General features: G+C 51.2%; 23 protein-coding genes. 13 read left to right on the top strand and 10 right to left on the bottom strand.

Going from position 1 to position 24,237, the window contains the following annotated elements:
• Positions 1–2: 2 nt before the first annotated feature.
• Entirely contained in the window at positions 3–620 is a 618-nt protein-coding gene (locus B3K89_RS07500) for an NUDIX hydrolase (protein ID WP_293895874.1), read from the top strand.
• Between the two features lie 9 nt (positions 621–629).
• The gene (locus B3K89_RS07495; protein WP_293895871.1) at positions 630–1,340 is read left to right on the top strand and encodes an SIMPL domain-containing protein; all 711 of its coding nucleotides are present in this window, start codon (positions 630–632) and stop codon (positions 1,338–1,340) included.
• Between the two features lie 256 nt (positions 1,341–1,596).
• Here the strand turns inward: B3K89_RS07495 and B3K89_RS07490 are convergent, their stop codons facing one another.
• From B3K89_RS07490 to B3K89_RS07455, 8 genes are all read right to left on the bottom strand, one after another.
• Entirely contained in the window at positions 1,597–2,598 is a 1,002-nt protein-coding gene (locus B3K89_RS07490) for a hypothetical protein (RefSeq protein WP_345907224.1), read from the bottom strand.
• Between the two features lie 318 nt (positions 2,599–2,916).
• On the bottom strand, positions 2,917–3,210 hold the full coding sequence (locus tag B3K89_RS07485; RefSeq protein WP_345907223.1) for an FCD domain-containing protein: 294 nt from the start codon (positions 3,208–3,210) through the stop codon (positions 2,917–2,919).
• 158 nt (positions 3,211–3,368) lie between these two features.
• A complete protein-coding gene (locus B3K89_RS07480; protein WP_293892458.1) occupies positions 3,369–3,533 on the bottom strand; it encodes a winged helix-turn-helix domain-containing protein in 165 nt (54 codons plus the stop codon).
• Positions 3,534–3,756: 223 nt separating this feature from the next.
• A complete protein-coding gene (locus B3K89_RS07475; protein ID WP_293892455.1) occupies positions 3,757–4,725 on the bottom strand; it encodes an NAD(P)H-dependent glycerol-3-phosphate dehydrogenase in 969 nt (322 codons plus the stop codon).
• Positions 4,701–5,183: a GNAT family N-acetyltransferase gene (locus B3K89_RS07470; RefSeq protein WP_293892452.1), complete on the bottom strand. Its 483-nt coding sequence runs from the start codon at positions 5,181–5,183 to the stop codon at positions 4,701–4,703. Before B3K89_RS07470 ends, B3K89_RS07475 begins: the two co-directional genes overlap by 25 nt.
• A gap of 45 nt (positions 5,184–5,228) precedes the next feature.
• On the bottom strand, positions 5,229–6,059 hold the full coding sequence (locus tag B3K89_RS07465) for a 6-phosphogluconolactonase (protein WP_293892449.1): 831 nt from the start codon (positions 6,057–6,059) through the stop codon (positions 5,229–5,231).
• A gap of 15 nt (positions 6,060–6,074) precedes the next feature.
• On the bottom strand, positions 6,075–7,550 hold the full coding sequence (locus tag B3K89_RS07460; RefSeq protein ID WP_293892446.1) for a lactate racemase domain-containing protein: 1,476 nt from the start codon (positions 7,548–7,550) through the stop codon (positions 6,075–6,077).
• On the bottom strand, positions 7,547–8,329 hold the full coding sequence (locus B3K89_RS07455) for a triose-phosphate isomerase family protein (protein WP_345907222.1): 783 nt from the start codon (positions 8,327–8,329) through the stop codon (positions 7,547–7,549). The genes B3K89_RS07460 and B3K89_RS07455 overlap by 4 nt, the downstream gene beginning before the upstream one ends.
• A 284-nt stretch (positions 8,330–8,613) precedes the next feature.
• Here B3K89_RS07455 and B3K89_RS07450 point away from each other — a divergent pair, with 284 nt between their 5' ends.
• The 10 genes from B3K89_RS07450 to B3K89_RS07405 all read left to right on the top strand — a co-directional run bounded on the left by B3K89_RS07450 (position 8,614) and on the right by B3K89_RS07405 (position 19,717).
• Positions 8,614–9,426: an ABC transporter permease gene (locus tag B3K89_RS07450; protein WP_293892440.1), complete on the top strand. Its 813-nt coding sequence runs from the start codon at positions 8,614–8,616 to the stop codon at positions 9,424–9,426.
• Between the two features lie 4 nt (positions 9,427–9,430).
• Positions 9,431–10,279 (top strand): ABC transporter ATP-binding protein, encoded by an 849-nt coding sequence (locus tag B3K89_RS07445; RefSeq protein WP_293892437.1) that lies wholly within the window; start codon positions 9,431–9,433, stop codon positions 10,277–10,279.
• 64 nt (positions 10,280–10,343) lie between these two features.
• On the top strand, positions 10,344–11,480 hold the full coding sequence (locus B3K89_RS07440) for an ABC transporter substrate-binding protein (RefSeq protein WP_293892434.1): 1,137 nt from the start codon (positions 10,344–10,346) through the stop codon (positions 11,478–11,480).
• 61 nt (positions 11,481–11,541) lie between these two features.
• Entirely contained in the window at positions 11,542–12,822 is a 1,281-nt protein-coding gene (locus B3K89_RS07435) for a hypothetical protein (RefSeq protein ID WP_345907221.1), read from the top strand.
• An 18-nt stretch (positions 12,823–12,840) separates the two neighbouring features.
• Entirely contained in the window at positions 12,841–13,881 is a 1,041-nt protein-coding gene (locus B3K89_RS07430; protein ID WP_293892428.1) for a LacI family DNA-binding transcriptional regulator, read from the top strand.
• Positions 13,878–15,035: an N-acetylglucosamine-6-phosphate deacetylase gene (gene nagA, locus B3K89_RS07425; RefSeq protein WP_345907220.1), complete on the top strand. Its 1,158-nt coding sequence runs from the start codon at positions 13,878–13,880 to the stop codon at positions 15,033–15,035. The genes B3K89_RS07430 and nagA overlap by 4 nt, the downstream gene beginning before the upstream one ends.
• Complete coding sequence (locus B3K89_RS07420) at positions 15,028–16,203, top strand: diphosphate--fructose-6-phosphate 1-phosphotransferase (RefSeq protein ID WP_293892422.1); 1,176 nt, start codon at positions 15,028–15,030, stop codon at positions 16,201–16,203. Before nagA ends, B3K89_RS07420 begins: the two co-directional genes overlap by 8 nt.
• Positions 16,204–16,206: 3 nt before the next feature.
• Positions 16,207–17,376, top strand: a complete 1,170-nt coding sequence (gene manA / locus B3K89_RS07415) for a mannose-6-phosphate isomerase, class I (protein WP_293892419.1) — start codon at positions 16,207–16,209, stop codon at positions 17,374–17,376.
• A 3-nt stretch (positions 17,377–17,379) separates the two neighbouring features.
• Entirely contained in the window at positions 17,380–18,537 is a 1,158-nt protein-coding gene (locus B3K89_RS07410; protein ID WP_293892417.1) for a class II fructose-bisphosphate aldolase, read from the top strand.
• A 55-nt stretch (positions 18,538–18,592) separates the two neighbouring features.
• Positions 18,593–19,717, top strand: a complete 1,125-nt coding sequence (locus B3K89_RS07405; RefSeq protein WP_293892414.1) for an NAD(P)/FAD-dependent oxidoreductase — start codon at positions 18,593–18,595, stop codon at positions 19,715–19,717.
• Here the strand turns inward: B3K89_RS07405 and B3K89_RS07400 are convergent.
• Positions 19,703–22,057 (bottom strand): alpha-galactosidase, encoded by a 2,355-nt coding sequence (locus B3K89_RS07400; RefSeq protein ID WP_293892411.1) that lies wholly within the window; start codon positions 22,055–22,057, stop codon positions 19,703–19,705. The two genes, B3K89_RS07405 and B3K89_RS07400, sit on opposite strands and share 15 nt — an antisense overlap.
• 90 nt (positions 22,058–22,147) lie before the next feature.
• On the opposite strand from B3K89_RS07400, the gene B3K89_RS07395 reads away from it, so the two are divergent.
• Positions 22,148–23,392 carry a hypothetical protein gene (locus tag B3K89_RS07395; protein WP_293892408.1) on the top strand — a complete coding sequence of 415 codons (1,245 nt, stop codon included), beginning with the start codon at positions 22,148–22,150 and terminating at the stop codon, positions 23,390–23,392.
• Positions 23,393–23,506: 114 nt separating this feature from the next.
• Here the strand turns inward: B3K89_RS07395 and B3K89_RS07390 are convergent, their stop codons facing one another.
• On the bottom strand, positions 23,507–24,037 hold the full coding sequence (locus tag B3K89_RS07390; RefSeq protein ID WP_293892405.1) for a hypothetical protein: 531 nt from the start codon (positions 24,035–24,037) through the stop codon (positions 23,507–23,509).
• Between the last annotated feature and the right edge of the window lie 200 nt (positions 24,038–24,237).

The raw sequence follows: 24,237 nt of genomic DNA, 5'->3' as shown, positions 1-24,237 counted from the left end.
CCATGTTTGATCCGTTTACCCATGATGAGGGAAAGTCCAATACTCATTTACTGTGGAAGTCAGGCAAGCGTGAACGGGTCTTCAAAGGTCCGATCTTTGATATTTGTACGGTACAACGCACCAGCAGTGATGGGCGCAGTTCCACCTTCATCGAGGTTGACTGCCCGAAATGGGTAACGATTATTCCTTGGTTCCGTAACGAGGAGGGCGTGCCGATGTTTGTCATGGTGGATCAGTTCCGCCATGGCTCGGCAACCGTCACCCGGGAGTTCCCGGCCGGGGTCGTGGAAAAGGACGAGGACCCCATGGATGCAGGCCTCAGGGAGCTGAAGGAAGAGACGGGCCTGGTAGGACAGAGGGTGACTGCACTGGGAAATGTGAGTCCGAATTCCGCTTTCATGAACAATAGGTCCTATTTCTATTTGGTTGAGGATGTGAAGCATATCAGCGGTCAGGAGCTCGACCCGAATGAGCAGCTCGAGGTACTCTCCATCCCGGTGCAGACTGTCATCGACCGGATGGGTACGGGAATCTATGACAATGGGATTATGATGATCGCCTTGGGATATTTTCTGCGAGAAGCAAAGAAACGACCTGAGTTGGTCACCATCCAACAGTAAGGAGAGACAATGAAACAGAAACACTTCGCGGTAATCGGTCTTCTGGTTGCAATCGCCCTGCTTTTCAGCTCGTGCATGTCCAACAAGGATTTGGTGCGGACCATCGAGGTGTCGGCAACCGGGGAAGTAACCCTTGTTCCCGATATCGCATCCTTCTCCATCCAGGTCAGCGAGTTGGGAAAAACCACCAGTGAAGCCCAAGCCTTTGCCAATGAAAAAATGGTCCGGTTGCTATCTGTCATGAGAGCCAATGGAATTGAAGAGAAGGATATAAAAACCACCATGCTGAACCTCAGGCCCAGTTACCAGTGGATTGAGGGAAAGCAGTATTTGGAGGGTCAGATCGCCAGCCAGACGCTTTCGGTAACTCTGCGCAAACTGGAAAACCTGGGGACCTTGATCGACCAGCTTGGAGAGGTGAGCGGCATCTACTTGAACTCGGTCATGTTGGACAAGGAAGATAAATCGATAGGTTTGGAGGAAGCTCGACAGCAGGCTGTCCAAAAGGCTCTGTCGAAGGCCGAGCTCTATGCAAAAGAGGCTCGGATGCAGGTCGGAAGACCCATCACGATCAGCGAATATTCAACTGCATCAAACCCCTACAATACCCGGCAGAAGATGGCTATGGCTAGTGAAGCAGCCTATGACATGGCTACAGAGATTCCTGCCGGTACCATGACGGTCACTTCCACGGTCTCAATGGTCTTGGAAATGTATTAGAATTGCATACGCAATTGTTTTTTCTGCAAGCTCTTAGAAATTTTTTGAAAAAAGGCTTAACAGAACATGCAATTGCTGATATAGTGTAGTAGTCCGAACGGTTAGGCGATTGACTTATGTCATGAATGACCTACCGAATGTCCTGTTCGTTTTTTTCCCCCTCATATCTGAGGTAACGGCAGGTACACTCCCGCGCTATTGCGGAACTCCTTCAAGGGTGCAAGCTTGAGGGAGTTTTTTTTTGGCTCTAATCTGCCTAAATATGGTCTTGCGGGGTTATTGTAACGTATATCGTGTCACAATACGTTCCCTCCGGAACAGAATCGACTTGTGATGCAGAGATGCCTTTGACGTATACATTCTGATAATACGTAGTATTGTTGCCGTAAAAACCATCCCACAAAATCCTCTGGCCGCCGATCACATCTTGTCCCAGAAAAAGCAGGTAGTAGTCGATTCCATAGTCACCAATATTATCGTTCCTATGCATACAGAAAGTTTGCGAATTAACATAGTTTGAAAATGTAATATATACTCCATAAGAAATTGCTGTGTTATATGGACTTACTTCTGTAAGATATAGTTGGAATTGGGCTATTTTGGCCTTGCCTGTGGACAATACTTCATCAAGAGAGAATGGGAAGTTGTTTAGAATTGTGAGTATGTATCGCTCAGGATGAAACTCAACAGTACCGGAATCGACTCCTATATAGGGGCTGGTCGCAGAAGGAGAAAGCCCAATAATTGGAAGATCAATCCTCCCGGGGTCCCAGATGGTTTTATTTGGAGCTGCAATTGCAACGGTGAAAGTTCCAAAATCTCCTTCGTCGATGATGTACTTTCCATTGGGTTTCAATTGTGATCCTGAAAATTGTGGATCAACATTTGCTACATAGAGATCGACAATGAATGTAGACTCGTCAATACCGTTGCTACCTGTAGTTGTTAGCGGGACTTTCCCTGCATTGGGTGAAAGTCTATTCAACACTGAGGATCCATCAAGGCGGTATACAGCGTGTGGATATAGATTAATGGTGTAGTTATTGTCATACACCGGGCCGTACGCGTTCGACCACCATGAGTACGGCCCGGTAATATTCCATGTGTTATTAGTTGCTATGGCAATTAATGATGGATCGTAGATGGGTGTTGTATCATCGGCACTACGTTGGAATGTCAATGTTCCTAAATGAGCACCGAAGTTCTGGGGCTCAAATGGCGGAGGCAGTGAGGCTTGAAGGACCAAAGTGGGTTCCATGTCATATGTGACTGTGACAGTAGAAAACAAAGAAGTAGTAATACACAGCAAAATGACAATCAAGTGTATTGACTTTTGCATCCTTCAATAGTGTTGTGATGCCTGCTATCTGTCAATATTATGACTCATAATTTGCATGATTTAGCAAACAATTTCAGATATGGAACAACTATCCACGTTTTACTCTCAATTCGAATACGGTTGTACGAAAGGCTAGCTTCTTATATCCCGTTAGGTTTGTGAAAAGGTTGCAACTCAACGATATGGGTTTGTAAGCGTATTTTCTATCGATATTCACAATGGAAAGGAATCAGCAAGTTACACGCTGTTTCGCTTATAGGCGTTATGCATTTTCCACAGGTGGGCGAACATGAACTTCTCCCCCTGGGCAGTGTCGCGTGCGTCGAGGTAGGCGAGAATTTTCCGGTGTTCGTCCTGTGTCAGTATTTTCCCTTGGTTGGATAACCTCTGGCAAAAAAGCAGGCTGTTGGTGTTCAGGTTCAACCTGCTGAACGTGGTCAACAGGATTGCGTTGTCTGAAGCACGTACCATTTCCAGGTGGAATTGAAAGTGCAGATTGCTGAGGCGCATCACCTCATCTGGTTTGTCCATATGGCAGCGAAGGGGGCGATGTCCACTTCATTCTCGCAATTGAGGCGGAAGGCCAGGCTTTCGAGATAGGTTCGCACCTCCGCAATATGCTGATAATCCTTGAGCGTCAGCTCCTTGACATAGCTGCCGCTCTGGGGGAGGACGGTGACAAAGCCGTCCTATTCAAGACGCTTGATGGCTTCACGCACCGGCGTGCGCGAGCAGTTGTAGTCGACCGAGAGGAAATTCTCGCTGAGCTTGCTGCCCGGGATGTACTCGTTTTTCAGTATCTTGTTCCTGATATCATCGTAAATCTGATCGATTGCTGCAGTCCGTGTTGCCATAGTTTCCTTACCATAACACTGTTGTGCACACTTCTCAAAGACGACTTCTGTGTATTTGACAACAAGGATGCCCCCAGGGCTATAGCAACCATGAAATTGTTATCGACCAAACAGTTGCAGGAGCCTTCCCATATGATCATATTCTGCGTGCTTAAGCATCTGTAGACCCAGCCGGTCCAATGGCAAGGCCCCATTTCATCACTGAGATGGGGCCTTCTTGAATTTAGGCAAACACCGCTGCCATATAGTCGTTGATGCTTTCACCCTCATACATCAACCGATACAGGGCCTGCACCAGGGGATACTCATCCTGCACGCCCTGCTGCCGGGTGGTTTCTCCCATGAGCTTGACGGTTCTGCTGCCTTCGATGACGGTTGCCGAGGTCCCGCTGTTGTCGATGGAGAAGCCCTTCCCCATGAGCAGGCCGAGGGTTCGGTTGCGTGACAGGTCGTTCAGGCTGGTAAGCCCGAGGTCTCCGATACCGCAGTAGCAGAAGATGGTATCGGTACTGCATTCGAAGAGGGCAAGGAACTTCCTCATCTCAGAGACTGCCTTGGTGTAGACAAGGAAGTCGACGTTTGGGGAGTTGAATCTTCCACTGACCAGCCCGATTGCAATGGCGTACATGTTCTTGAGGATGCTCATCAGCTCAACCGAGCGGATATCGCTGGTGTAGTCCAGGTACAAGCCTGTCCCCTTGAGAATGCTCTCCTTGAGCACCAGGTAGTCCTCTTTCCTGCCTCCAAAGGTGAAGGAGGAGGGAAGGCCGTGCAGAACCTCGATGGCGAAGGTCGGACCCTTCATGCTCGCGGTACGGGTGAAGGGAATCTGCTCGGTGATGAAGGCACCGTCGTCGCTCATTCCCTTTGCCAGGTTGATCACCATGCAATCGGGTTTTGTCAGGGCTTTGATCTCTTCGGTGAAGGGGACAATCGCCTTCGAGGGGATGACCAAGAGAATGCAGTCGGCCGAACGGAAGATCTGCTTGTCGCTTGTGGCCCTGATGCTGGTATTCAGAAAGTGCGTGGGAAAATATTTGGTGTTCCGATGATTTTTGTTGATGTCTTCAACAACGTCCTCCTCGATGGACCAAAGGATGACGGTGTTGGTCGTATTCCACGAGAGCCGTTCGGCCATGGCCGTGCCGAAGACACCGGCTCCCGCGATTATGATGGTCTTGTGATGGTACAAGGCAAAACTCCTTTTCCGTGCGGCCAGATCATGGTTTTATGGGGAATGTCAGCTTCGTAAAAGATTGTTTGGTTTTCGGCGACGAAGCCAAGACGTTGGTAGAACCCTTCGCTCTGCACCTGGGCATGGATGTATACCTGCCCCTCGGCCAAGGCCAAGGCACAGCGTACCAGCAACTTTCCCAAACCCTGCTTGCGGTACTCCCGAAGGATTGCAATCCGCTCGAGCTTGGTTCCCTTGCTGGTTGTCCTGATGCGAAGCGTCCCAGCCGCTTCGTCGCCGAAGAGGAGCAACAGGTGTGCACATGAAGGATCGTTTCCATCGAAATCGATGGCTTCACTGACACCTTGTTCTTGTACGAAGACAGAACGGCGTACCTGCTGGCACAGGGCAAGGTACGCTGCATTGGTTGGGAGCGAGGCGGTTCCTGCTTCCAGATATATGACAGTCTGTTCCATTCTGTCCATGATACCGGGAAGCGCCGGTTGCTGGCAAGAGATGTGTCAGTGGAAAAGACCCGGGTAGGCAGGTTCGGCTACGCTCATGGGAATGGTGATTGAGGCGTTGGGATGGTTTTGCAGCAGTGTCACTGGAAAGGTGGCTGTTACTGTCCCACACAATGCTTGCCGCACTACGGCACGGTGCCAATCACGGAAACAGGCAAGATAGATTCGCTTTGCACCGAGTATTTGCTTCATGCCGATGGTCACGCAACGTGTAGGCATGGCCTTGATGGCCCCGTTCAGGTCTCCAACACTGTTGATCGTCCGAGTCTCGGCGGAAATGGTCAGCACCCGTGTAGACCGTTGGCCGAACTCCTCTACTGATACATCCTCTGGTTCGTTGAACGCTACATGACCGGTGATTCCGATCCCCCCGTAACATACATCGATTTTCCCCAACGCTTCCAATTGCCTGTCCAGGGCTGCCGGATCTGCTGGATCGGGAAAGAGCCGCTGCGACGGGGGCATGACCAGATTGGATTCGAGTGCTTCATAGACATGCTTGTTCATGAAGGAGCGGAAACTGAGCCGATGATTGAGAGGCAGGTATTGATCCTTTTCGTCCAGATACTCATCCATGTTCACAAACCACACTCGGTTGAGGCTTAGTTTTTTCCCATTGACCATCTCAACAAAGAGCGGATAGTGTCCCACCGGTCCAACCGGGACTATGAAAACAGTCGGCTCATCCTTGGCATTGTTCTGTTCGATGGTGGTGACCATATCCAAAGCCATTGCATGAAACACCTGCTGTGCAGTGTCAAGAATGGTAAGGTTCATTGCAGCATGTTCTGCGAGCTCTTTGGCGTTATAGGTGAAATAATCGATCATCCTTTTCCCCCTTGCCTAGTGGCTGGATGGACAGCACATATCTTCGGCCACGGTGGCTTGGGACCCTTTCATGCATAGATGCACACTTGCGGTCTTGAATGTTTTCGGCAGGGCCAGTATTGCGGGATTCTCTGGTGTGTACTTTCTCGCATCCAGCAAGGCTTCCTCAAAGGTGGCTCGCGTTTTCATACCCATCGCTCGTGCATACCCGGGCTCCTGAGCTCCTACGATGTATATGGCAGCACACTGCTTCTCAGCAATATGGCCGCAACTGATCATGGAGAAGGCGTGGAATGGATGATATCCATATCCATACCGATAGGCGTCAATATATTCCTTGCGCATCGACATGGACTCTCCGAACCGCTCAATCTCGGGCAGTGTATTGGCATAGTTCTTCTGGAACAGCTCGTAGGTTTCTCGATAGGAGGGGAACTCCTCGTCATGAAAGTATCCGTTGCAGGTGGAGCTGCAGATGATGACCGGATTGTCGCTGAGAATGCGCTTATGCCGGATGATCTGTGCCGAGATTGCCTGCAGCATCAGGATCGGGTTGGTTCCCATCCCATTGCCGTAATGGAATGCTTGGGGCATCCCGAAAACCATGACATCATATTTCTTCTCAGCCCAGTGGACATACGTGCGTTTGTCGGCGACCTTCCACGAAGCCTGCTGCACCAAGTCAGCCTTTCCGGCAAAGACGGCAATCTGGCGCTGGTTGGTATCCAAAACAGCATCACAGACAAAGAAATCTTTTCCCATCATTTGTTCCATGTGCTTGCCGATGGCATCGAACTTGGAACGCATCAAGCTGTTCGTGCTAACCGGTACAAAGTCGCTTCTGTGCATGACGCTGGGATTGTGATGCGCCCCGATGCATTTCCAATGAGTGATGCCGGTGGCACAGTGCTTGTATCCCCCGGAATACCCGCCATAGGGATTGCCTAAGGCGTGCCCGACAAGGATGGCCGCATCGGCATCATAGACTTCCTTGTTCATGATGACACGGGCATTGTATTGTTCCTCGTAGCCAAGGTCCACCAGGTTGTCCCAGTCCTCGCTGTCGTGGTTTGTGATGTTTCCAAGGTCCCAGAACCGATTGAAAATATCATCGCCAAGTATTGAGCGGATCTCCTCCTTGGTGTTCTTGCGGTGAAGGCCGTTTGAGCAGATGAGTTTTATATTGCGATCGCTGACGCCGGCTTTCGCACACTCCTCGATGAGGATGGGGATGGAGACCTTGCGGTGGGAATCGGCTTGAAACCCGCCTTTGACGCGGTCGGGGAAGATGATGACAACCTTGCTGTCGGCATTGACCTGTTCCCCCAACCTTTTCATCCCCATCGGGTGCTCAATTGCTTCTCGTGTTGCAGCCTCGATATTGGGAAGGAACGGGGGGTCTTGTACCGTTTCCCCTGGAATGAAAACATCGGTGGTATCGGGAAGGGTGGCATCCATCAAGCCTTGACCGTATTCGAATGAAAGTTTCATATGTTGTTTACTCCTCCTATATAGTTGCGCACAATTTCCAGGTATTCATCGGGGTAAAACCCAATCTCCCCGCTGAATCGGGTCAAGGCGATTAGTCCGCCATCGATTTCCTCTATGGCTCCGATGGAAGCCGCGTTCTCTTTCTTCAATCCACCGCCGTAGACCAAAGGAGCCGAGTAAAGCTTTTTGACCAAAATAGCGATTTCGCGGATTTTCTCGGCACTAGGGGGTGTTTTCCCAGGCCCGATGGCCCATATGGGCTCATAGGCGAGTACTATGCTGTTGGGATCCACATCCTTCAATCCCTGTCGAAGTTGTTCTACAAGTACTGATTCTGTTCTGTTCACCTCATCAGCTTTCTCCCCGATGCAAAAAAGCACCTTCAACCCGGCTTGCACCGCTTGCTTGACCTGCTGGTTCAAAATCTGATGGATGGCGTGACTGCCATCACAGTGGGCAAGCTGATACATGGCTGCCAGCTTTGAACGCTGCTCGCTGTGACCGATCAGCGTCCAACTGCATCCAAGCTCGACTGCAGCATTGGCAGGAAGACTTGTGGTAAATGCCCCAAAGTTGCCTCCGGCCATCGTGTCCTGGGTATGTACCGATTGACATCCAATTTCAATGGGGCAGGGGACATCAGGTTGTTTGGCTTGGGCGGCACCAAGCAGATGTGCTTCCGGAAAGAACACGGGAAAGACGAAATCCTTGGGCATGCCGGTCAACCGGGACAGTCCCTGCTCAAGTGAGGAGACAATGGTTGAAGCCCAATACTGCATCGGGGCAAGCCTGTTGACACCGGCATGTNNTTTTCCGCCATAAAAAAATTTGGATAAAAGTTGCTGTTTGGATACCTGTGGACAGTATAGGGCTACAATTGTTATGTGTCAAAGAAATATTTGCTAAATAAAAAGAATTTTGTTTCGATTTTTCTTTACAAATACAAAATCTCAAGTAATAATTTCCTTAGGATTGGATTTAGGTAATCCAAATAATTGGATAAAGATTTCACTCAATTGGCAGGAATTTTCACAGCAAGTACTGCCAAAGAAAGGAAAACGGTATGGATAGTACTGCATCTGAAAAGCCGCAACAGAAAGCGCGCAAGCTCAAGGACTTCTCCGATGGAACCAAACGATATCGGTATACCTTGATGGTTGTCTCCATTATCGGAGGGTTTCTGCTCTGGGCTGTCATAACCCTCATTCCGACAATCAATACCTTTTTAGCCAGCCCGAAGCAGGTGTTCGCCGCCTTGATTGCTGAATCAATGGCAAACGGTCGGTATTTCAAGGACATCAGCATTTCATTGCAAAGAGTGCTGGTGGGCTTCGGACTCGCCTTCATTTGTTCGATCCCCGTCGCGTTCCTGATGGGTTGGTATCCGACGGTCCGCAACCTTGTTGAGCCGTGGATTCAGTTTATGCGGACCATTCCCCCGATCGCCCTCATTCCATTGGTAATCCTTGCCATGGGCCTGGGAGAACCACCGAAGTACACCATTATTTTCATTGCCGCCTTTCTGGTCATGGTGGTCACTATCTATCAGGGCGTCAAGGAAGTGGATAAGACCCTGATCAGGGCGGCCTATACCTTCGGCGCTTCAGACAAGGACCTTTTTTTTGATATCGTCATTCCCGCCTCGTTTCCCTACATTCTGGTCGGAGCGCGGTTGGGGATGGCAGCAAGTCTGACCACCCTGATTGCAGCGGAATTGACAGGAACAACATTCGGCCTTGGAGCCCGCATCCAGGGAGCGCAACAGTTCATGGATACCTCGATAGTGCTTTTGGGAATCATCACCATCGGCATCATCGGGTTCGTCCTGGACAAGATACTCCTTCTCATCGAGAAGAAACTCACCAAGTGGAAGTAGGCATATGGCAGAAGCATTGATCAGCATCAAACGTGTCCATAAAGAGTACAAGGTTGAGAAGGGTGCAAACGTAAACGCACTGAACGGGGTGACACTCGATATCGAAAAGAATGAGTTTGTCTGTGTAGTCGGACCCTCCGGTTGCGGAAAGACTACGCTGCTGAACATTATTGCAGGCTTGGAGACCTTTGACAGCGGGTCTGTGTCCATGCATGGTCAGCCCATTGTAGGACCGGCTCCCGAACGTGGTGTCATTTTCCAGCAATATGCACTCTTTCCTTGGATGACCGTACGAAAGAACATCGAATACGGACTGAAGTTCATCCGCAAGCCCGTTCAGGTGGAGCAAACCGATGCATCAGGGAAGAAGGAAATTGTTACGGTAATGCAGAAATTTACGACCGAGGAGAAGCGCAGGCTTTCCGACCACTACATCAAGATGGTCAACCTGAGCGGTTTTGAGAATAGTTTTCCCAAGGCGCTTTCAGGCGGCATGAAGCAACGTGTCGCCATAGCCCGCGGGTATGCACTCAACCCCGAGGTGTTGTTGATGGATGAGCCTTTTGGCGCACTGGATGCCCAGACAAGGGCACAGCTTCAGGAGGATCTGCTCAAAACCTGGGAGAAGGAGAAAAAGACAGTTTTCTTTATCACCCACGATGTGGATGAGGCTGTACTTCTTGCAAGCAAAGTGGTGATCATGAGCGCCCGTCCCGGTCAGATCAAGGAGATTGTCGACATCGATCTTCCCTATCCCCGAACTCAAGCGACCAAACTTGAAGAAGGCTTTATACGCTACAAGAACTATGTATGGGATACTGTATACAAGATGTATTTGGAGATCCCTAAATAAAAGACAGGCACTCCCCGGATGATGGGGAAGTCTATAGATGATCGGAAACAAATTGGAGGACGTAATGAAAAAGACACTACTTGTGGCCCTGATGATCGTAGGTGTGGTTGCATCCGTATGGGCGGCAGCTACTCCTGAAAAGAATGGCAAGGAATTGACCACGGTAAGAATCGGTATCCATGCCAATGAAGGTGGAGCCCCGCTTGCGGCTGTAGCCCAGGAACAGGGGTTTTTTGAAAAACATGGAATTAAAGTCAACTTCACCGTTGTGGAAAGCGGTCCTGCTGAAATGACTGCCATGCGCGCAGACAATCGCACTCTCGATGTTGGATACATCGGAGCCGGTGTTGCCTGGAATCCGATTGACGGCAACGGCAATGGGCTTTCTTTCGTATTCCTCGATTGTCTGAGCAATGCTGAGATGTTCATCGCCAAAAAGGGCTTGTTTATCGATGCAAATGCCAATGGTCGTTTTGATTTTGATGAGATTTACACCGGATTGAAGGGCAAGAAGGTGTATATCGAAGTCGGTACCACTCCCGGCGGCTGGTTCAAGGCTTTACTTGAACTGATCAATGCCGGTAGACCGGTTGCCGAGCAGCTCTGGATCCACAGCGAAACCAGCTCCTACATGGCTGGATACACTGCCCCGAACAGCAATGTTGCCAACCGAATCGAGGTCATCAACACGCTGAACTCCAACCTTCCCGCCGGAATGGCTTCAAACGGAGGAATGGATGTAGTGGTAGGATTCTCTCCAGCTACCAGCACAATTCTCAAAACCAACAAGAACGCCGAGTTGATTGCCACCACTGTAAGTCACTTCCCACCGGAGAAATCTTTCCCCTCCACCTGGGTTGCAAGCAATGCATGGCTGAAAGAAAGTCCAGAAGTCGCCCAAGCGTTCATCAATGCGTTGTATGAAGCTGCTATCTGGAGAGCTGAGAATATCGATGAAGCTATGCGTGCCGGTGAGCGGATCTCCCAGAAGCCTGTTGGAAGTTTCGATCCCACCAACTTGGTTGCTCCCACCAAGGCTATGTATCAACAGTGGTTTGCTTCCAAGGATTCTTTGGGGTACCAGTACATGAAGGCACTCTATCAAGCAAGGGTTCCCAACGTACCGGCCGGCAATAAGGTAAAGAGCTTCGAGGAGTCTTTCGATGATTCCTATCTGCTCAACGCTCTGAAGAGTTTCTAAGAGCTACTGATTGAATGTGAAGGGGCTCGATGAGCCCCTTCCATACTTATAGGAGAAATTGATGACCATCACGTGCAATGTACGCCCTGCCTCCTTTTTGGTAAGCAGGGGTGAGATTCAAGCTGCCATAGAGAAGCACACCACCCTCATTTCAGAGGTGCAGAGGGGAGAGGACCTGTATCGCACTTCGCTCGGCTGGCTTGATGTCGGGACACAGAAAATCGATGAGCTTGTACATGTGGCAAAGCACGTCAACCAAATTGCCGAAGTGATGATAGTCATCGGGATCGGGGGGTCGAATCGAGGAGCGGCAGCCGCTCTTGAGGTTCTCAAGAGGACAACTACAAGTCCCACAACCTTGTATTTTGCCGGGGATACCCTCAGTGAAACCCGCCTTGCCGATGCCATGGAAGTACTGAAGACCAAGTCGGTGGTGCTCAATGTCATCGCCAAGGATTTCAATACCGTTGAGCCGGGTATCACCTTTCGCATGCTGCGCAGAGCAATGCAAGCAAAATATGGGAATGCCTATGCTCAGCGCATTATTGTAACAGGAAGCAAGGGAAGCGGCCAACTGTATGAAGTTGCCCGGCAGCACGGCTACACCTACCTTCCATTTCCCTCTGATATCGGAGGTCGATTTTCCGTCCTTTCACCGGTAGGACTCTTTCCCCTTGCTGTAGCAGGGGTAGATATAAGAAATCTTCTAGATGGTGCCTATGCCATGCAGCAGAGGGTGCGGACAGAACAAGGTGAGGACAATCCTGCAATCCTCTATGCAATCTTCCGTTCCTTGATCAGAAAGAAAGGGATAGCCTTGGAAAGTTTGGTGACCTTTGAACCGGATCTGCAGCACTTCATCCGATGGTGGATACAGTTGTTTGCCGAGACCGAGGGCAAAACCGACCAGGTTCTCTTTCCTGTCGGCTTCTCCTACTCTGAAGATCTTCATGCCGTCGGCCAGTATGTGCAGCAGGGACCGAGAATCTTGATGGAGACCTACCTGGATTTGCAGTATGAAGAAAATGGTTGTGTGATTGGCCCCTCGAAGGATGTAGTCGATGGTTTTGACTATCTGGACGATACACCGTTTTCCCGGCTCAATAGGACGGTATATCAAGCCGCCCTCCAAGCACATTCAGATGATGGTATTCCCTGCATCGAGCTGAAATGTGACAGCTTCCTGGGTGCGGCTTCGCTTGGTGGTGTGTTTTACTTTTTTCTCTTCACTGCTTACCTGTCGGCACGTCTGCTTGGAGTCAATCCGTTCAATCAGGAGGGGGTGGAGCAGTACAAGAGGAACATGTATGCTGAATTGGGAAAACCAGGATACGAAAAGTAGGATGGCAGGAGGCAAACAATGTCGGTTAAGTTGAAGGATATAGCCAAGGAAACCGGGGTTTCAATCTCCACGGTGTCACGAATTCTCAGTCACGATACCTCACGAAAGGCCAACGACCAGACAGTGACTAAAGTGTTTGAAGCGGCCGAGCGCCTTGGCTATTTCTCCCATAAGCTCGCCAATGCACGATACATGGATTACAAAGCCGGGGACAAGACATTCTCGGTTGCCTGCATTCTGACCAGTGAGCATGAGACCTACGTCTCGCCCTTCTTCTCAGCCCTGTTGGCCGGTATACAGCAGGAAGTAATCAACCAAGGGGCGAACTTTCCCCATAATTTCTTTGTAACCTATATCAAAGATCCCGGCTTTATGCACTTTATCACCAATACCCGCCTCGATTGCGCCATTATGCTCGGTCGGACGACCTTGGAAAACATCCAGATGCTCAAAAGTCTGATTCCCTATCTCGTGTATGCCGGAGTCAACCAAATCGGTAACAATATTGATGAGGTGATCTGTGATGCTCATGCTGCTGTTATGAGAGGAGTGGAGTACCTCATCGGTCTCGGGCACCGGGACATCGGTTTCATTGGGCCGACGCAGGTGAAACATCAGGTGTTCAATGAGCACCGCTATCATGGCTATCTCGATGCCATGCAAGCCCATGAAATCACAGTTCGAAAAGACTTGGTTGTCGACACCATCCTGACCGCCAATGACGGATACGAAAGCATGAAAACGTTGATCAGGCGCAAAACGCTCCCTTCAGCGGTCTTTTGCGGAAATGACACGGTTGCCATGGGAGTGATGAAAGCCCTCGATGAACACGGCATTGTGGTGCCGAAGGAAATTTCGGTGGTTGGGTTCGATAACATCGAGACGGGAACCTATCTCAAGCCAGCTCTTACCACCATCGATATTCCCAAGAAAGAGTTGGGACGACTTGCAGTAAAGGTTCTGCTCGACCGTCTTGAGACGAACAGGGGCTACAGTATTCGTGTACAGCTTCCCTTTACTTTGTTGGAGCGGGAGAGCTGCAGAAGGATCGGTCCATGACCATGCACATTACAGGAGCCCAAGTGCTCCATAAAGGAATTTTCAAGGCATTGGATTTGCTTATCGAAGGCACTCGCATAGTTGCCATGGACGAGCAGCTTCTTGTTCCTGCGGGTACTGCCGTTATTGACGCAACCGGCTTGTTTCTTGTCCCAGGTTTTATTGACGTACATACTCATGGGGCGTTGGAAAGTGATTTCAATCATGCCAACGCAGAGCAAGTAGCAAAGATAAGTAGCTTTTTTGCCTCTCGTGGTGTTACTACCTATCTGCCCACCATTCTTACCGACACTCCCGAGACCATGCTCAGGCAACTTGATGTATTGTCTGATCCCTATGTGTTGGCGGCCAATCCAACGATTGCGGGCATCCATTTGGAAGGACCGTTTCTCTGCCCTGCCTATAAGGGGGCCATGCCGGGGCGTCTGCTCAGGCAATGCGATGTTTCCTTGTTCCGGGAGCTGTACGCTGCTTCAAGAAGCACCATGAAAATAATTACCCTCGCTCCCGAACTGGAAGGGGCGATTGCACTGATTGAGGAGGCAGTCTCCTTGGGGGTGAAGGTCTCTTTGGGCCATAGCAGTGCCAGCTATGAGCAAACAATGACCGCCATCCAGGCCGGGGCGACTGGGGCTACTCATATCATGAATGCCATGAAGCTGCTGCACATGCACGACCCAGCCATTCTTACTGCAGTGTTGGAACAGGATGTATATGCAGAGATGATTTGCGACGGATTTCATCTTCATCCACCGATTGTCAGACTTCTTCTCAAGATCAAAGGCTATGACCGAATGCTTGCAGTCACCGACAGTCTCAGTGCGACCGGGTGTCCCAATGGGTCCTACCAGCTTGGAGTGCAGACCATCGTGGTGAAGGATGGTGATGCTAAGGTCGCCGATACCGGCGTGCGGGCCGGAAGCACCCTGACCATGGATCGAGCACTCAAGAATCTCATGAGTTTTACCGGCAAGCCGACAGAACAACTCTCCGCCCTGGTAAGTGCCAATGCAGCCCGTATGCTGGGCTTGGAGGATATCGGTGAATTGGAGATAACAAAGCGCGCCGACCTTGTCGCCCTCGATGCTGATTGCAGGGTGCAGTACACCACAGCCGGTGGATCGATTATCCATAGGGGGGAGCGGTATGCATGAAAATTTGTTGATTGTCCATGGCGGAGCACCGACTGCGGTGATGAACGCATCCCTATATGGGGTGATCGCGCAGGCCAAGGATTCGGGGGTATGTAGGCATGTCTATGCAGCGAGAGGCGGCACGCAAGCCGTCCTTACCGAGGATTTCATCGACCTCTTGGCCATTGACGAACAAACCATTGCCCAACTGCCCCATACTCCTGCTTCGTGGATCGGCACCAGCCGTTTTCATGTACGCGACGAGGATTATGCGAGGATGGTTGAAGTCCTGCTTGCCTATGATATCACCGGCGTATTTTTCAATGGCGGCAATGGCTCGATGGATGCCTGCGGCAAGCTGGCCCGCTCTGTCAAGGCTCATCCGCAAGCAAGGGAAAAGGGCATTAGGATAGTGGGAATACCTAAAACCATAGACAACGATTTGGCCATCACCGACCATGCCCCGGGTTTTGGCAGCGCTGCACGCTATCTGGCCTCTTCTGTACAGGAGCTCAGCCAGGATGTGGCTTCCCTTCCCATACATGTCTGCATCATCGAGAGCATGGGACGCAATGCAGGCTGGCTTACCGCTGCTGCAGCATTGGCGAAGACAGAGGAGCATGTAGGCCCCCATCTGATTTATGTGCCGGAAGTGGCTTTTGATGAAGAGCAGTTTCTCGATGAGGCGAAGACACTGTATAAGAAGTATGGGGGCGTTGTAGTGGTCGCTTCCGAAGGATTGCGAACCAAAACCGGCGATCCCATTGTGAAACCGATATTCCAAGTGGGACGATCGGTCTACTACGGGGATGTTTCGGCACATCTATGCAATCTGGTGATCCAGAAGTTGGGAATCAAAGCCCGCAGTGAGAAACCAGGAATCCTTGGGCGCTGTTCGATTGCATTTCAATCGGAAGTAGATTGCGAAGAAGCGATTCTCGTGGGCAAGGAAGCTGTTAAAGCCATGTTGGAAGGAAAAAGTGAAGTGATGGTAGGGTTTGAACGTATCAGCAGCAAGCCATACCTTTGTAAACCGATTCTCATTCCGCTAGAAGAAGTTATGCTGCATGAGCGCACCTTGCCCGCAGAGTATATCAGAGATGTCGGCAGGATCGATGATTCATACCTGACTTGGTGCAAGCCATTGCTCGGGCGTGCCCTTCCTTCTTTTCCCAAGCGTGGGGTGTAACATATGGATATAGTGCGAATCAGTTCCCAATTGAAGGGCTTTCCCTGGGGAAGCCGAGTTTTTCTCCAGTCACTGGTGCAACAGCCTGACAAGATGGGAGTCCCCATCGGGGAGTTATGGATGGGAGTCCATCCCAACGCACCGTCAACGGTATTGGAAACGGGCGAGAATTTAGCTTCCTTTCTTGCAAACAATCCACAGTTTCTTGGTGATTTGCATGAGTTTCCCTTTCTGTTGAAGGTCATGGCCATCGAACGGCCGCTTTCCATCCAGTGTCATCCCGATGCAGTTCAGGCTCAAAAGGGTTGGGAAAAGGAGGCTCCGAAACGCAAAGTCCTGGACCGTGCGGTATGGAATTATCAGGATGCCAATCCCAAGGCGGAGATGCTGGTGGCCCTCACTGAGACAACAGCAATGTGTGGCTTTCTCCCTGCCAAACAGATTGAGAATAATCTGAGGAAGGTATTACCCAAAAGTTATCACAGTATGTTTTCGCATTGTGAACATGCATCCGATCCTGTCCGCTGTTTCGTCCAGACCCTATATCGGCTGGATAAGGCAACGCTTGCAGCTGTGGTTGCCGAGTATCAAGAGTCTTTGGAATCGCTGGATGGGAAGCCGAACCCTCCGTTTCTCACTGTGTCTGAGATAGCCCGTCAGGTGGTAACTCAGTATGGTGCCGACCCCGGCGTGTTCGGTCCGTATCTTTTGCAGGTTGTCCACCTCAAGCCGGGTAATGGAATCTTTCTAAAGCCCGGGGTGGTTCATGCCTATGTACAAGGCAATGGCATTGAACTGATGAACAACTCCGACAATATCCTGCGTGCGGGACTTACCGACAAGCATGTGGATTATGAGGAGCTCTTCTCCATCATGGATACCAGCTGCCAACGTGTTGAGGAGATTCCGACAATCACAGAAGGTGGCCGGTACTGTTACCAGACGGATGACCCGTTCTTCTGTCTATACCGCTTTGAGAGTGGTAGCTACGATGAAGGGCAGGTACCTGTTTCCCTGCTGCTCTGTATTGAAGGAACCGTTACAGTAACGAGGAATTCCCAAAGTTTTTCCATTGGAAAAGGTGAGTGCCTGCTCTTGGGTGCCAACCTTGAGAACTATCATCTGGAAGTCGAAGGCTGTGCCTATCGTGCTTCCTATCCCAGAAAGAGGTAACGTATGCCCTTGATTCCCCTCCGCCCTATACTCGAAACCACCGATCGCTACGGTTATGCCCAAGGGGCATTCAATGTAAATATGGTTGCCCAAGCAGAGGCCGTTATTCAAATTCACAATCTCTTCCGTTCTCCCGCCATTCTGCAAGGTGCGGACCTTGCAAATGGTTTTATGGGCGGTTGCACGGATTTTTTTCATGCAACGCTGGAGGACAAGCGGAAAGGAGCGGCCAATATTGCAAAGGCCGTACAAGTTGCAGCTGAAAACGCCTCAATACCCATTGCACTCCATCTCGATCATGGAAGAGATCTGGACAGTGTAAAAGCCGCAATCGACGGTGGGTATACTTCCGTTATGATTGATGGGTCATCACTCCCCTTGGAACAGAATATTGCTTTGACCCGTGAGGTGGTCAAGCTGGCCCATGCAGTAGGTGTGACGGTGGAAGGGGAGTTGGGAGTCCTTTCAGGGGTTGAGGACCATGTATTCTCCGAGCATGGCTCTTATACCCATCCACTCGATGCCATCAGGTTTTTTAAGGAGACCAAGGTCGATGCATTAGCGATAAGTTACGGGACGATGCACGGTGCGAACAAAGGCCAAAATGCCAAAGTGCGTAAGGAAATTGCGATTGCCATCAAGGAGTGCCTGAGGCATGAGGGCATCTTTGGTGTATTGGTCAGTCACGGATCCTCCACTGTTCCCACATACTTGGTGGAGGCTATCAACTCTCTGGGAGGGGCCATCAGTAATGCCCATGGGATTTCGCTGGAACAACTTAAGGAAGTTGGCAGGCTTGGCATCGGTAAGATCAACGTCGATACTGATATCCGCCTTGCCGTCACCCGAAATCTCCGTGAGCTCTTCCTCCTGAAGCCCGAGCTCACTGGAGATACGAGGCTGAACCAAATGTACCAACTGCTCAAGGCAAAGCCTGAAGCGTTCGACCCCCGTGTCTTCTTTCCTCCTATCATGGATACCGTCATGTATGGCACCATCCCAAACAAAGCAACGGAAGCGGTGGTGAATGCCGTGAAGCAGGGTGTGATGGAAATGGTTGGTTCGCTGATTGTCGAATTTGGTTGTGTGGGCAAGGCTTCGTTGGTAGAGGATGTTAGTCTTGGGCAGATGGCTGATCGATATCGAAAGGAAGGCATCTGATTCTGGACACGCTTGGGCTTCTTGCGTTAGCCTCTAGAAATTCGGGAGGCCAAGCATGAATGTGATAGTAATCGGAAACGGGGTGGCCGGGGCGACAGTTGCTGCAAAGCTTGCAGCAAAGGGTGTGTCCGTGCAGCTTTTCAGTGAGGAACCGGTGGGCTTTTACAGCCGGGTTCTGCTTCCCCAAGCACTGTGCGACAAGGAAGCCCTGCAGGATTTGATCGCCAAGAGCGATCCTCCCTACCTTCAGAAGCGTGCAGCCACAGCCATCGATCCCGTCAAAAAACTGGTCTACAGCGGAGCTGCAGCTTTTCCCTATGATAAATTGGTCATCGCCACCGGCAGCCGGTCGCGCATGCTCGACATTTTCTCCTGTACCGATGGAGCTTGCGCCCTGAGGACTTTCAGTGATGCCCAGAATATCAGTGATACCATCGAAAACCCGGTTGTTGTCCTGGGTGGTGGGTTGCTTGGGCTGGAAACCGCCCTCTGGGTGAAGAGAAAGGGTTTTGAGGTAACCGTCCTTGAAGCGGCCGATCGGATTCTCGTCCGTCAGCTGGACACCGAAGGGGCCTCGATCCTCAAGGCGCACTTGGAAGGACAGGGATTGGTGATCAAGGAAGGAGTGAAGACCCGGGCACAGAAGGTGGACCTGGGTGGCCATATCAGGGCTTTGGTGACAGAGGGAGAGGATGAAGTACCCTGTCGTACGCTCTTGCTCTCCTTGGGAGTATTGCCTGAGATCACCTTGGCAAAGGCTGCAGGGCTGAAAACCAATCGCGGTATCGTGGTCAACCAATTCCTGCAAACCAGCGACAGCGACATTCTGGCCATCGGTGACTGTGCCGAGTATGAAGGCCAGGTTCCCGGCATCATACCCGTCGCCCTTGCAATGGCCGAGACTGCTGTTTCCAACCTTCTGGGTGAGCAGAAACCGTATCAGACGCCGGTGCTCTTCACCCGTTTCAAGGGTGACGGGCTCGATGTGGTCAGTGTGGGTTCCATCGAAGGACCTGCACACAAGAATCGGAACGGAAATCGCTATGAGGCGTATTGTGTGCAGGACGGCATGCTGAAGGGGGCCATTCTGGTGGGAAGCACCGCCCATTTGGGCTTTGTGCGTTCCCACTATCAGAAAGAGGTCTCGGATGAGGAGATTGCAACCCTACTTGCTTTCTAGGTTGATCTTCTTGAAGATGTAGATCCTGTTGCCGAAGTCGCCCAGCACCCGGGTCATGGCATCGTAACCGGTGCCGCCGAACTGCTGGTTCAGCTTGATGCCGCCGTAGGCTACCTGCTCACCGCTGACACGGTAGTGCTCGATTTCACTTTCCAGAGAGATGGCCTTGCTGATCGTATCCTGGGCAAAGCCTCCTTCAGTGATGGGAACAGGACTCACCCTGTTGAGCAGATCGCCGAACATCTTGATGTCGATCTTCTGCTGGCGGGGGAACACCTCATAGACGGCGTTCACATCAACAGCTTCCACCCTCAGTTTGTCCGAGCCGGGGTTGGGCATGTTGAGTTTCTGGGCGAAGAGTACGAGCAGCTCACTCTTGTCGTGGCTGGCAACAGCCCAAACCACTTGGTTGGAGTGGCTGTTTGCCAGCTTGATGCGGGTGAACGTCCCATATTGAAGCAGTGACCGATGGGCTTTGTAGAACGCAATTTGGCTCCTGATCGCCTCCTTCTGCTGTCTTTTGAGCTTGGTGACATCAAGCTCATACCCAAGCACTCCGAATGCGGCCACGTTGAACCGTGCTTCGAGGTCGGTTCTTCTGAGCGTCTGGTGGTTGGGTGATGAACTGACATGGCTGCCCATCGTCGAGAGGGGGTATCCGCAGCTTGTTCCTTCCTGGATGTAAAGCCTGCACAGGGCGTCGGTATTGTCGCTGGTCCATGTCTGGCTCATATAGCAGAGCATGCCCAGGTCGAAGCGGTTTCCTCCGCTTGCGCATGATTCGAAGAGAACATCGGGGAACGCCTGAGTAAGCTTTCCAAGCAGGTCGTAAAGCCCCAACACATACCGGTGGAGGAATTCACCATGGTTGCGAATCTCGGCATTGGTGCTGTAGATATCGCTGAATACACGATTCATGTCCCACTTGATGTAGTTCACATCGGCCAGGTGCCAGGTCTCGGAAAGGCTCTTGAACAGGTAGTCCCGAACATCCTGCCTGCTCAGGTCGAGGATGTACTGGTTGCGTCCGACACTCGGCCTGCGGCCGGGGATTGCGATCATCCAATCGGGGTGCTTCTTATAGAGCTGGCTCTCGATGCTGACCATCTCAGGCTCAACCCAGAGGCCGAACATCATCCCGAGGCGGTGCACTTCCAAACTCAGTCCTGCAAGCCCCGAAGGGAGTTTCTTCGGGTTCACCGTCCAATCGCCGAGGCTGGTCGTGTCGTCGTTGCGCAGGCCGAACCATCCGTCATCGAGGACGAAGAGCTCGATGCCGAGGTCGGCACTCTCTTTTGCAAGGCTGAGCAGCTTGTCCTCGTTGAAGTTGAAGTACGTGGCTTCCCAGTTGTTGATGAGTACCGGGCGCTCACGCATTTTCCAGGTTCCCCTGACGATGTGGTTGTTGATGAAGTGGTGGAAGTTTTGACTTGCTCCGTTCATGCCTTGGTGGGAGTAGGTGAGTACCGCTTCAGGGGACTGGAACCGGTCCTGGGGACTGAGCTCCCAGCTGAAGGTGGCTGGATTGATTCCGGTCATCACCCTGATCTTCCCATACGGGGAGACTTCGACCAGCTCCCGGTGGTTCCCGCTGTAGATGAGATTCATGCCGATGCACTGTCCGTCGTCCTTCTTGAGGAATATGCAGGGGTTGTGGTCGGCACTGGAGACACCGGTTTTGCTATCGTTGATGTAGATGCCCGGCAGCAGGTCACGTTCGTTCATGTATCGCTCTCTGGCCCAGGCTCCATCGAAGGTGACCAGCTTCCAGTCATCAGCGTCGAGGTCGAGCTGGGCCGAGGCAAGGCCCTTGATCCGAATGCTGCTGGTGCTGTCGTTGTAGATGGTCGCCCTTCGGGTGATGACGTCACTGTCTTCAAAGATGGTGTAGGTAAGAGTCATGCGAAGCGGCAGGCAGGTCTCCTTCAGGGTGATTTCCAAGGTGGTGCAGGTGTTCTTGTCCCCGTAGGACTCCGGCAGTCCGCTGAAGGTTCTGGGCTTTCCAGGAAGGATCCGGTAGCTTTTCACAATGAAGTCGAGGGTTTGCATACCCCGTGAATATTCAATATTGACCGAACACTCTCGATAGTCACCCTTTCCCATGGTAGAATATTCCATACAGAGGTTTGTGAGGTACAGTGTTGGGTGGTCGCTGTCGTAGGCGGTGCTGGTTCCGATGTTCAGGCTTCGCTTTTCTGCAAGGGCATCGACACTGATGGTGGGATTGGAAAGGAGCCTCCCGTAATACAGGTGCTCAAGATGACCGGTTTCGGTTATTGCAAACAGATAGGTGGTATGCTTGGTCGAAAGGTTGAACAGTCTGTCTTTCTTGGAAATCATGAATCTGCACTCCTTGCATAAGTCGGCGGTTACTGGTACCAGTATACTGTTATTATATGGTTTTTAACACCATGAATAAGGAGAAACGAGATGGATATCCGTCGTCTGAGATTGTGGGAGAGCCGCAATGCTACGGTGTTGTCGAACGACTTGATCAGGGTCTTGCTTGAAGACCAAGGCGGCATGGTGCTTGAGCTGAGCGCCATCACCCCTCAGGGCGGCAGGCTCAATGCACACCTCATTCCTCACTACCGGGGGACCGGAACGTCGGTTTTCAGCGATGAGAACGCCGAGTATTGGAAAAACAGCCCCTACCTCTACCAGAAAAGTGGTTCCTACTTCAGCTTTCCCAACTATGGACCGGCTTACGAGTCGGACCAGGGTACCCAGGAGCAAAGCGGCTTCACTGCGTCTTCCTACTGGATGGTGGAGCGCTATGGAACCGACCCGGAGTTTGGCGGGGTGTGGCTGATGAGCATGGTCCGCAACCGTAAGGCGCGTTGGACGGTACGCAAGATTGACATGCTGTTGCCCAACCAGCCGGTGCATTATAGTGCGCTCTTCATCACCAACAATGCCCAAGAGGACCTCATTGCAAATACAACCTGGAATAATGAGCTTGGTTCCCCGTTCCTGGAGTCGGGGTGCGTGCTCAATGCCAGTGCCGATCTCTGGGCAACCGGCAGGGACGACCAACTCATCGGGGCTTCTTCCCGTCTCGTTTCAGAAGTCCAATTTGACGATTGGAAGAAGGCTCCGCTGAAAAGCGGGGGGACGGTCGACTTGACCGAAGTCCCGCCTCCGATTGGGAAAACCGACTTCATCTCCGGTGTTGTCCCCCGGACAGCCAACTTGGGTTGGACGAGTGTCATCAACCCGCGACAGCAGATGGTGTACTTTACGTTCTTCCCTGGTCCTGCAGCTCTGGAAGAGGATATGCTTCCGATCAACTTCAACAACTTCCTTTTTGACTGGGGCGGGAGAAATGAAACGCCGTGGGCTTTCTACAGCGGTGGGATGAGCCAGCAGTATTCACTGAACTGCGGATCGGGTACCAACCATCTCTACAACGGCCTCAAGGATGCTCAAAACAGCGATGCCCTCCTGGGAGCAGAGACCACAGTGCTGATAAAGCCGGGTGAGACGAGAAGCCTCTACTATGCCAGTGCCTTCTCCCAGTATGACAACAACCGCATCGGGGGTAATTTCTACACGGTAGAACAGATTGTGGAGGGTATCGTTCTGAAGAGAACCAAGTCCTATGCTTTCATCCCTGCAGACTCAACCTTCCACTGCTTGAAGATGCTGTGCAAGCGATTGCTTACTGCCGAGTAACAATGCAAAAAGAGAAATCATACACGAGGGAGCCAAAAGGCTCCCTCCTTCTATGAGAACAAAAGAGAAGGCCACCTGCGGGAGAGGCGGCCTTGGGCAGACAGGTTTGTATTGTTAGTTTGCGTAGTATTCTACATACACGGTTCCGTTGTAGTTGCCGGCGGTTGCAGCTGCGGCATCTACGGCATTGAGCTGGATCTTGATCGGATACCCGAAAACGGTCCTGCCGGTGATGCCGGTAACGGTGTCGATGGTTACTGCCTCTTCGGCTGTGCTGGTGTTGTACAAAGCACTTCCGATTTCTACAGAGTAGTTCAGCAGTGCATAACCCTCGCCGCCATTTAGCTTGTCAGCTCTGAGCTTCAGGGTGTATCCGTTACGGTTGTTGGTCTGGGTGAGCACATACCCGATTGCAGTGCCGGCAGTGCCAACAGTTTCGGTTCCATTGATGGAGTAAGAGCTCAGATCGCTGGCTGCATTGTACTCGGCAACATTGGTTGCAGTTGCAGTTGCAAATTTCACAAGGTTGCTAGGGCCGATTGCCGTGGTGACCTGGAAAGAATCTGAAGTGGTCGGATCGACTGCGAAGGCTGCTACGGTGGAGAGGGCGATTACCAGAAGTACGGCTATGATGTTCTTTTTCATGTTGTGATCCTTTCGGAGCTTTCCGCTCCGGTGCAAGTTATGTATTTTCCTGTGCCTTTTTCCTAAGCACACTTGTACTATACTGAAACTAGAGACTTATGTCAATAGATATAAAATAAATCCTGATAAAACCTGATGAATTCTTTAAAAATATATGATAAAACTATATAAATATATATAATAAAAGTAAATAAGTATAT

Source organism: Sphaerochaeta sp. UBA5849, assembly GCA_002432715.1.
GTDB lineage: Bacteria > Spirochaetota > Spirochaetia > Sphaerochaetales > Sphaerochaetaceae > Sphaerochaeta.
Note: the sequence above shows the minus strand (reverse complement) of the source record. Positions and strands in the feature narration are given on the sequence as shown.

What these genes read in the sequence shown, in the direction of transcription:
- B3K89_RS07500 (WP_293895874.1), top strand. Translation starts at nt 3, where the DNA reads ATGTTTGATCCGTTTACCCATGATGAGGGAAAGTCCAATACTCATTTA.
- B3K89_RS07495 (WP_293895871.1), top strand. Translation starts at nt 630, where the DNA reads ATGAAACAGAAACACTTCGCGGTAATCGGTCTTCTGGTTGCAATCGCC.
- B3K89_RS07490 (WP_345907224.1), bottom strand. Translation starts at nt 2,598, where the DNA reads ATGGAACCCACTTTGGTCCTTCAAGCCTCACTGCCTCCGCCATTTGAG.
- B3K89_RS07485 (WP_345907223.1), bottom strand. Translation starts at nt 3,210, where the DNA reads ATGGACAAACCAGATGAGGTGATGCGCCTCAGCAATCTGCACTTTCAA.
- B3K89_RS07480 (WP_293892458.1), bottom strand. Translation starts at nt 3,533, where the DNA reads ATGGCAACACGGACTGCAGCAATCGATCAGATTTACGATGATATCAGG.
- B3K89_RS07470 (WP_293892452.1), bottom strand. Translation starts at nt 5,183, where the DNA reads ATGGAACAGACTGTCATATATCTGGAAGCAGGAACCGCCTCGCTCCCA.
- B3K89_RS07465 (WP_293892449.1), bottom strand. Translation starts at nt 6,059, where the DNA reads ATGATCGATTATTTCACCTATAACGCCAAAGAGCTCGCAGAACATGCT.
- B3K89_RS07460 (WP_293892446.1), bottom strand. Translation starts at nt 7,550, where the DNA reads ATGAAACTTTCATTCGAATACGGTCAAGGCTTGATGGATGCCACCCTT.
- B3K89_RS07455 (WP_345907222.1), bottom strand. Translation starts at nt 8,329, where the DNA reads ATGCAGTATTGGGCTTCAACCATTGTCTCCTCACTTGAGCAGGGACTG.
- B3K89_RS07450 (WP_293892440.1), top strand. Translation starts at nt 8,614, where the DNA reads ATGGATAGTACTGCATCTGAAAAGCCGCAACAGAAAGCGCGCAAGCTC.
- B3K89_RS07445 (WP_293892437.1), top strand. Translation starts at nt 9,431, where the DNA reads ATGGCAGAAGCATTGATCAGCATCAAACGTGTCCATAAAGAGTACAAG.
- B3K89_RS07440 (WP_293892434.1), top strand. Translation starts at nt 10,344, where the DNA reads ATGAAAAAGACACTACTTGTGGCCCTGATGATCGTAGGTGTGGTTGCA.
- B3K89_RS07435 (WP_345907221.1), top strand. Translation starts at nt 11,542, where the DNA reads ATGACCATCACGTGCAATGTACGCCCTGCCTCCTTTTTGGTAAGCAGG.
- B3K89_RS07430 (WP_293892428.1), top strand. Translation starts at nt 12,841, where the DNA reads ATGTCGGTTAAGTTGAAGGATATAGCCAAGGAAACCGGGGTTTCAATC.
- nagA (WP_345907220.1), top strand. Translation starts at nt 13,878, where the DNA reads ATGACCATGCACATTACAGGAGCCCAAGTGCTCCATAAAGGAATTTTC.
- B3K89_RS07420 (WP_293892422.1), top strand. Translation starts at nt 15,028, where the DNA reads ATGCATGAAAATTTGTTGATTGTCCATGGCGGAGCACCGACTGCGGTG.
- manA (WP_293892419.1), top strand. Translation starts at nt 16,207, where the DNA reads ATGGATATAGTGCGAATCAGTTCCCAATTGAAGGGCTTTCCCTGGGGA.
- B3K89_RS07410 (WP_293892417.1), top strand. Translation starts at nt 17,380, where the DNA reads ATGCCCTTGATTCCCCTCCGCCCTATACTCGAAACCACCGATCGCTAC.
- B3K89_RS07405 (WP_293892414.1), top strand. Translation starts at nt 18,593, where the DNA reads ATGAATGTGATAGTAATCGGAAACGGGGTGGCCGGGGCGACAGTTGCT.
- B3K89_RS07400 (WP_293892411.1), bottom strand. Translation starts at nt 22,057, where the DNA reads ATGATTTCCAAGAAAGACAGACTGTTCAACCTTTCGACCAAGCATACC.
- B3K89_RS07395 (WP_293892408.1), top strand. Translation starts at nt 22,148, where the DNA reads ATGGATATCCGTCGTCTGAGATTGTGGGAGAGCCGCAATGCTACGGTG.
- B3K89_RS07390 (WP_293892405.1), bottom strand. Translation starts at nt 24,037, where the DNA reads ATGAAAAAGAACATCATAGCCGTACTTCTGGTAATCGCCCTCTCCACC.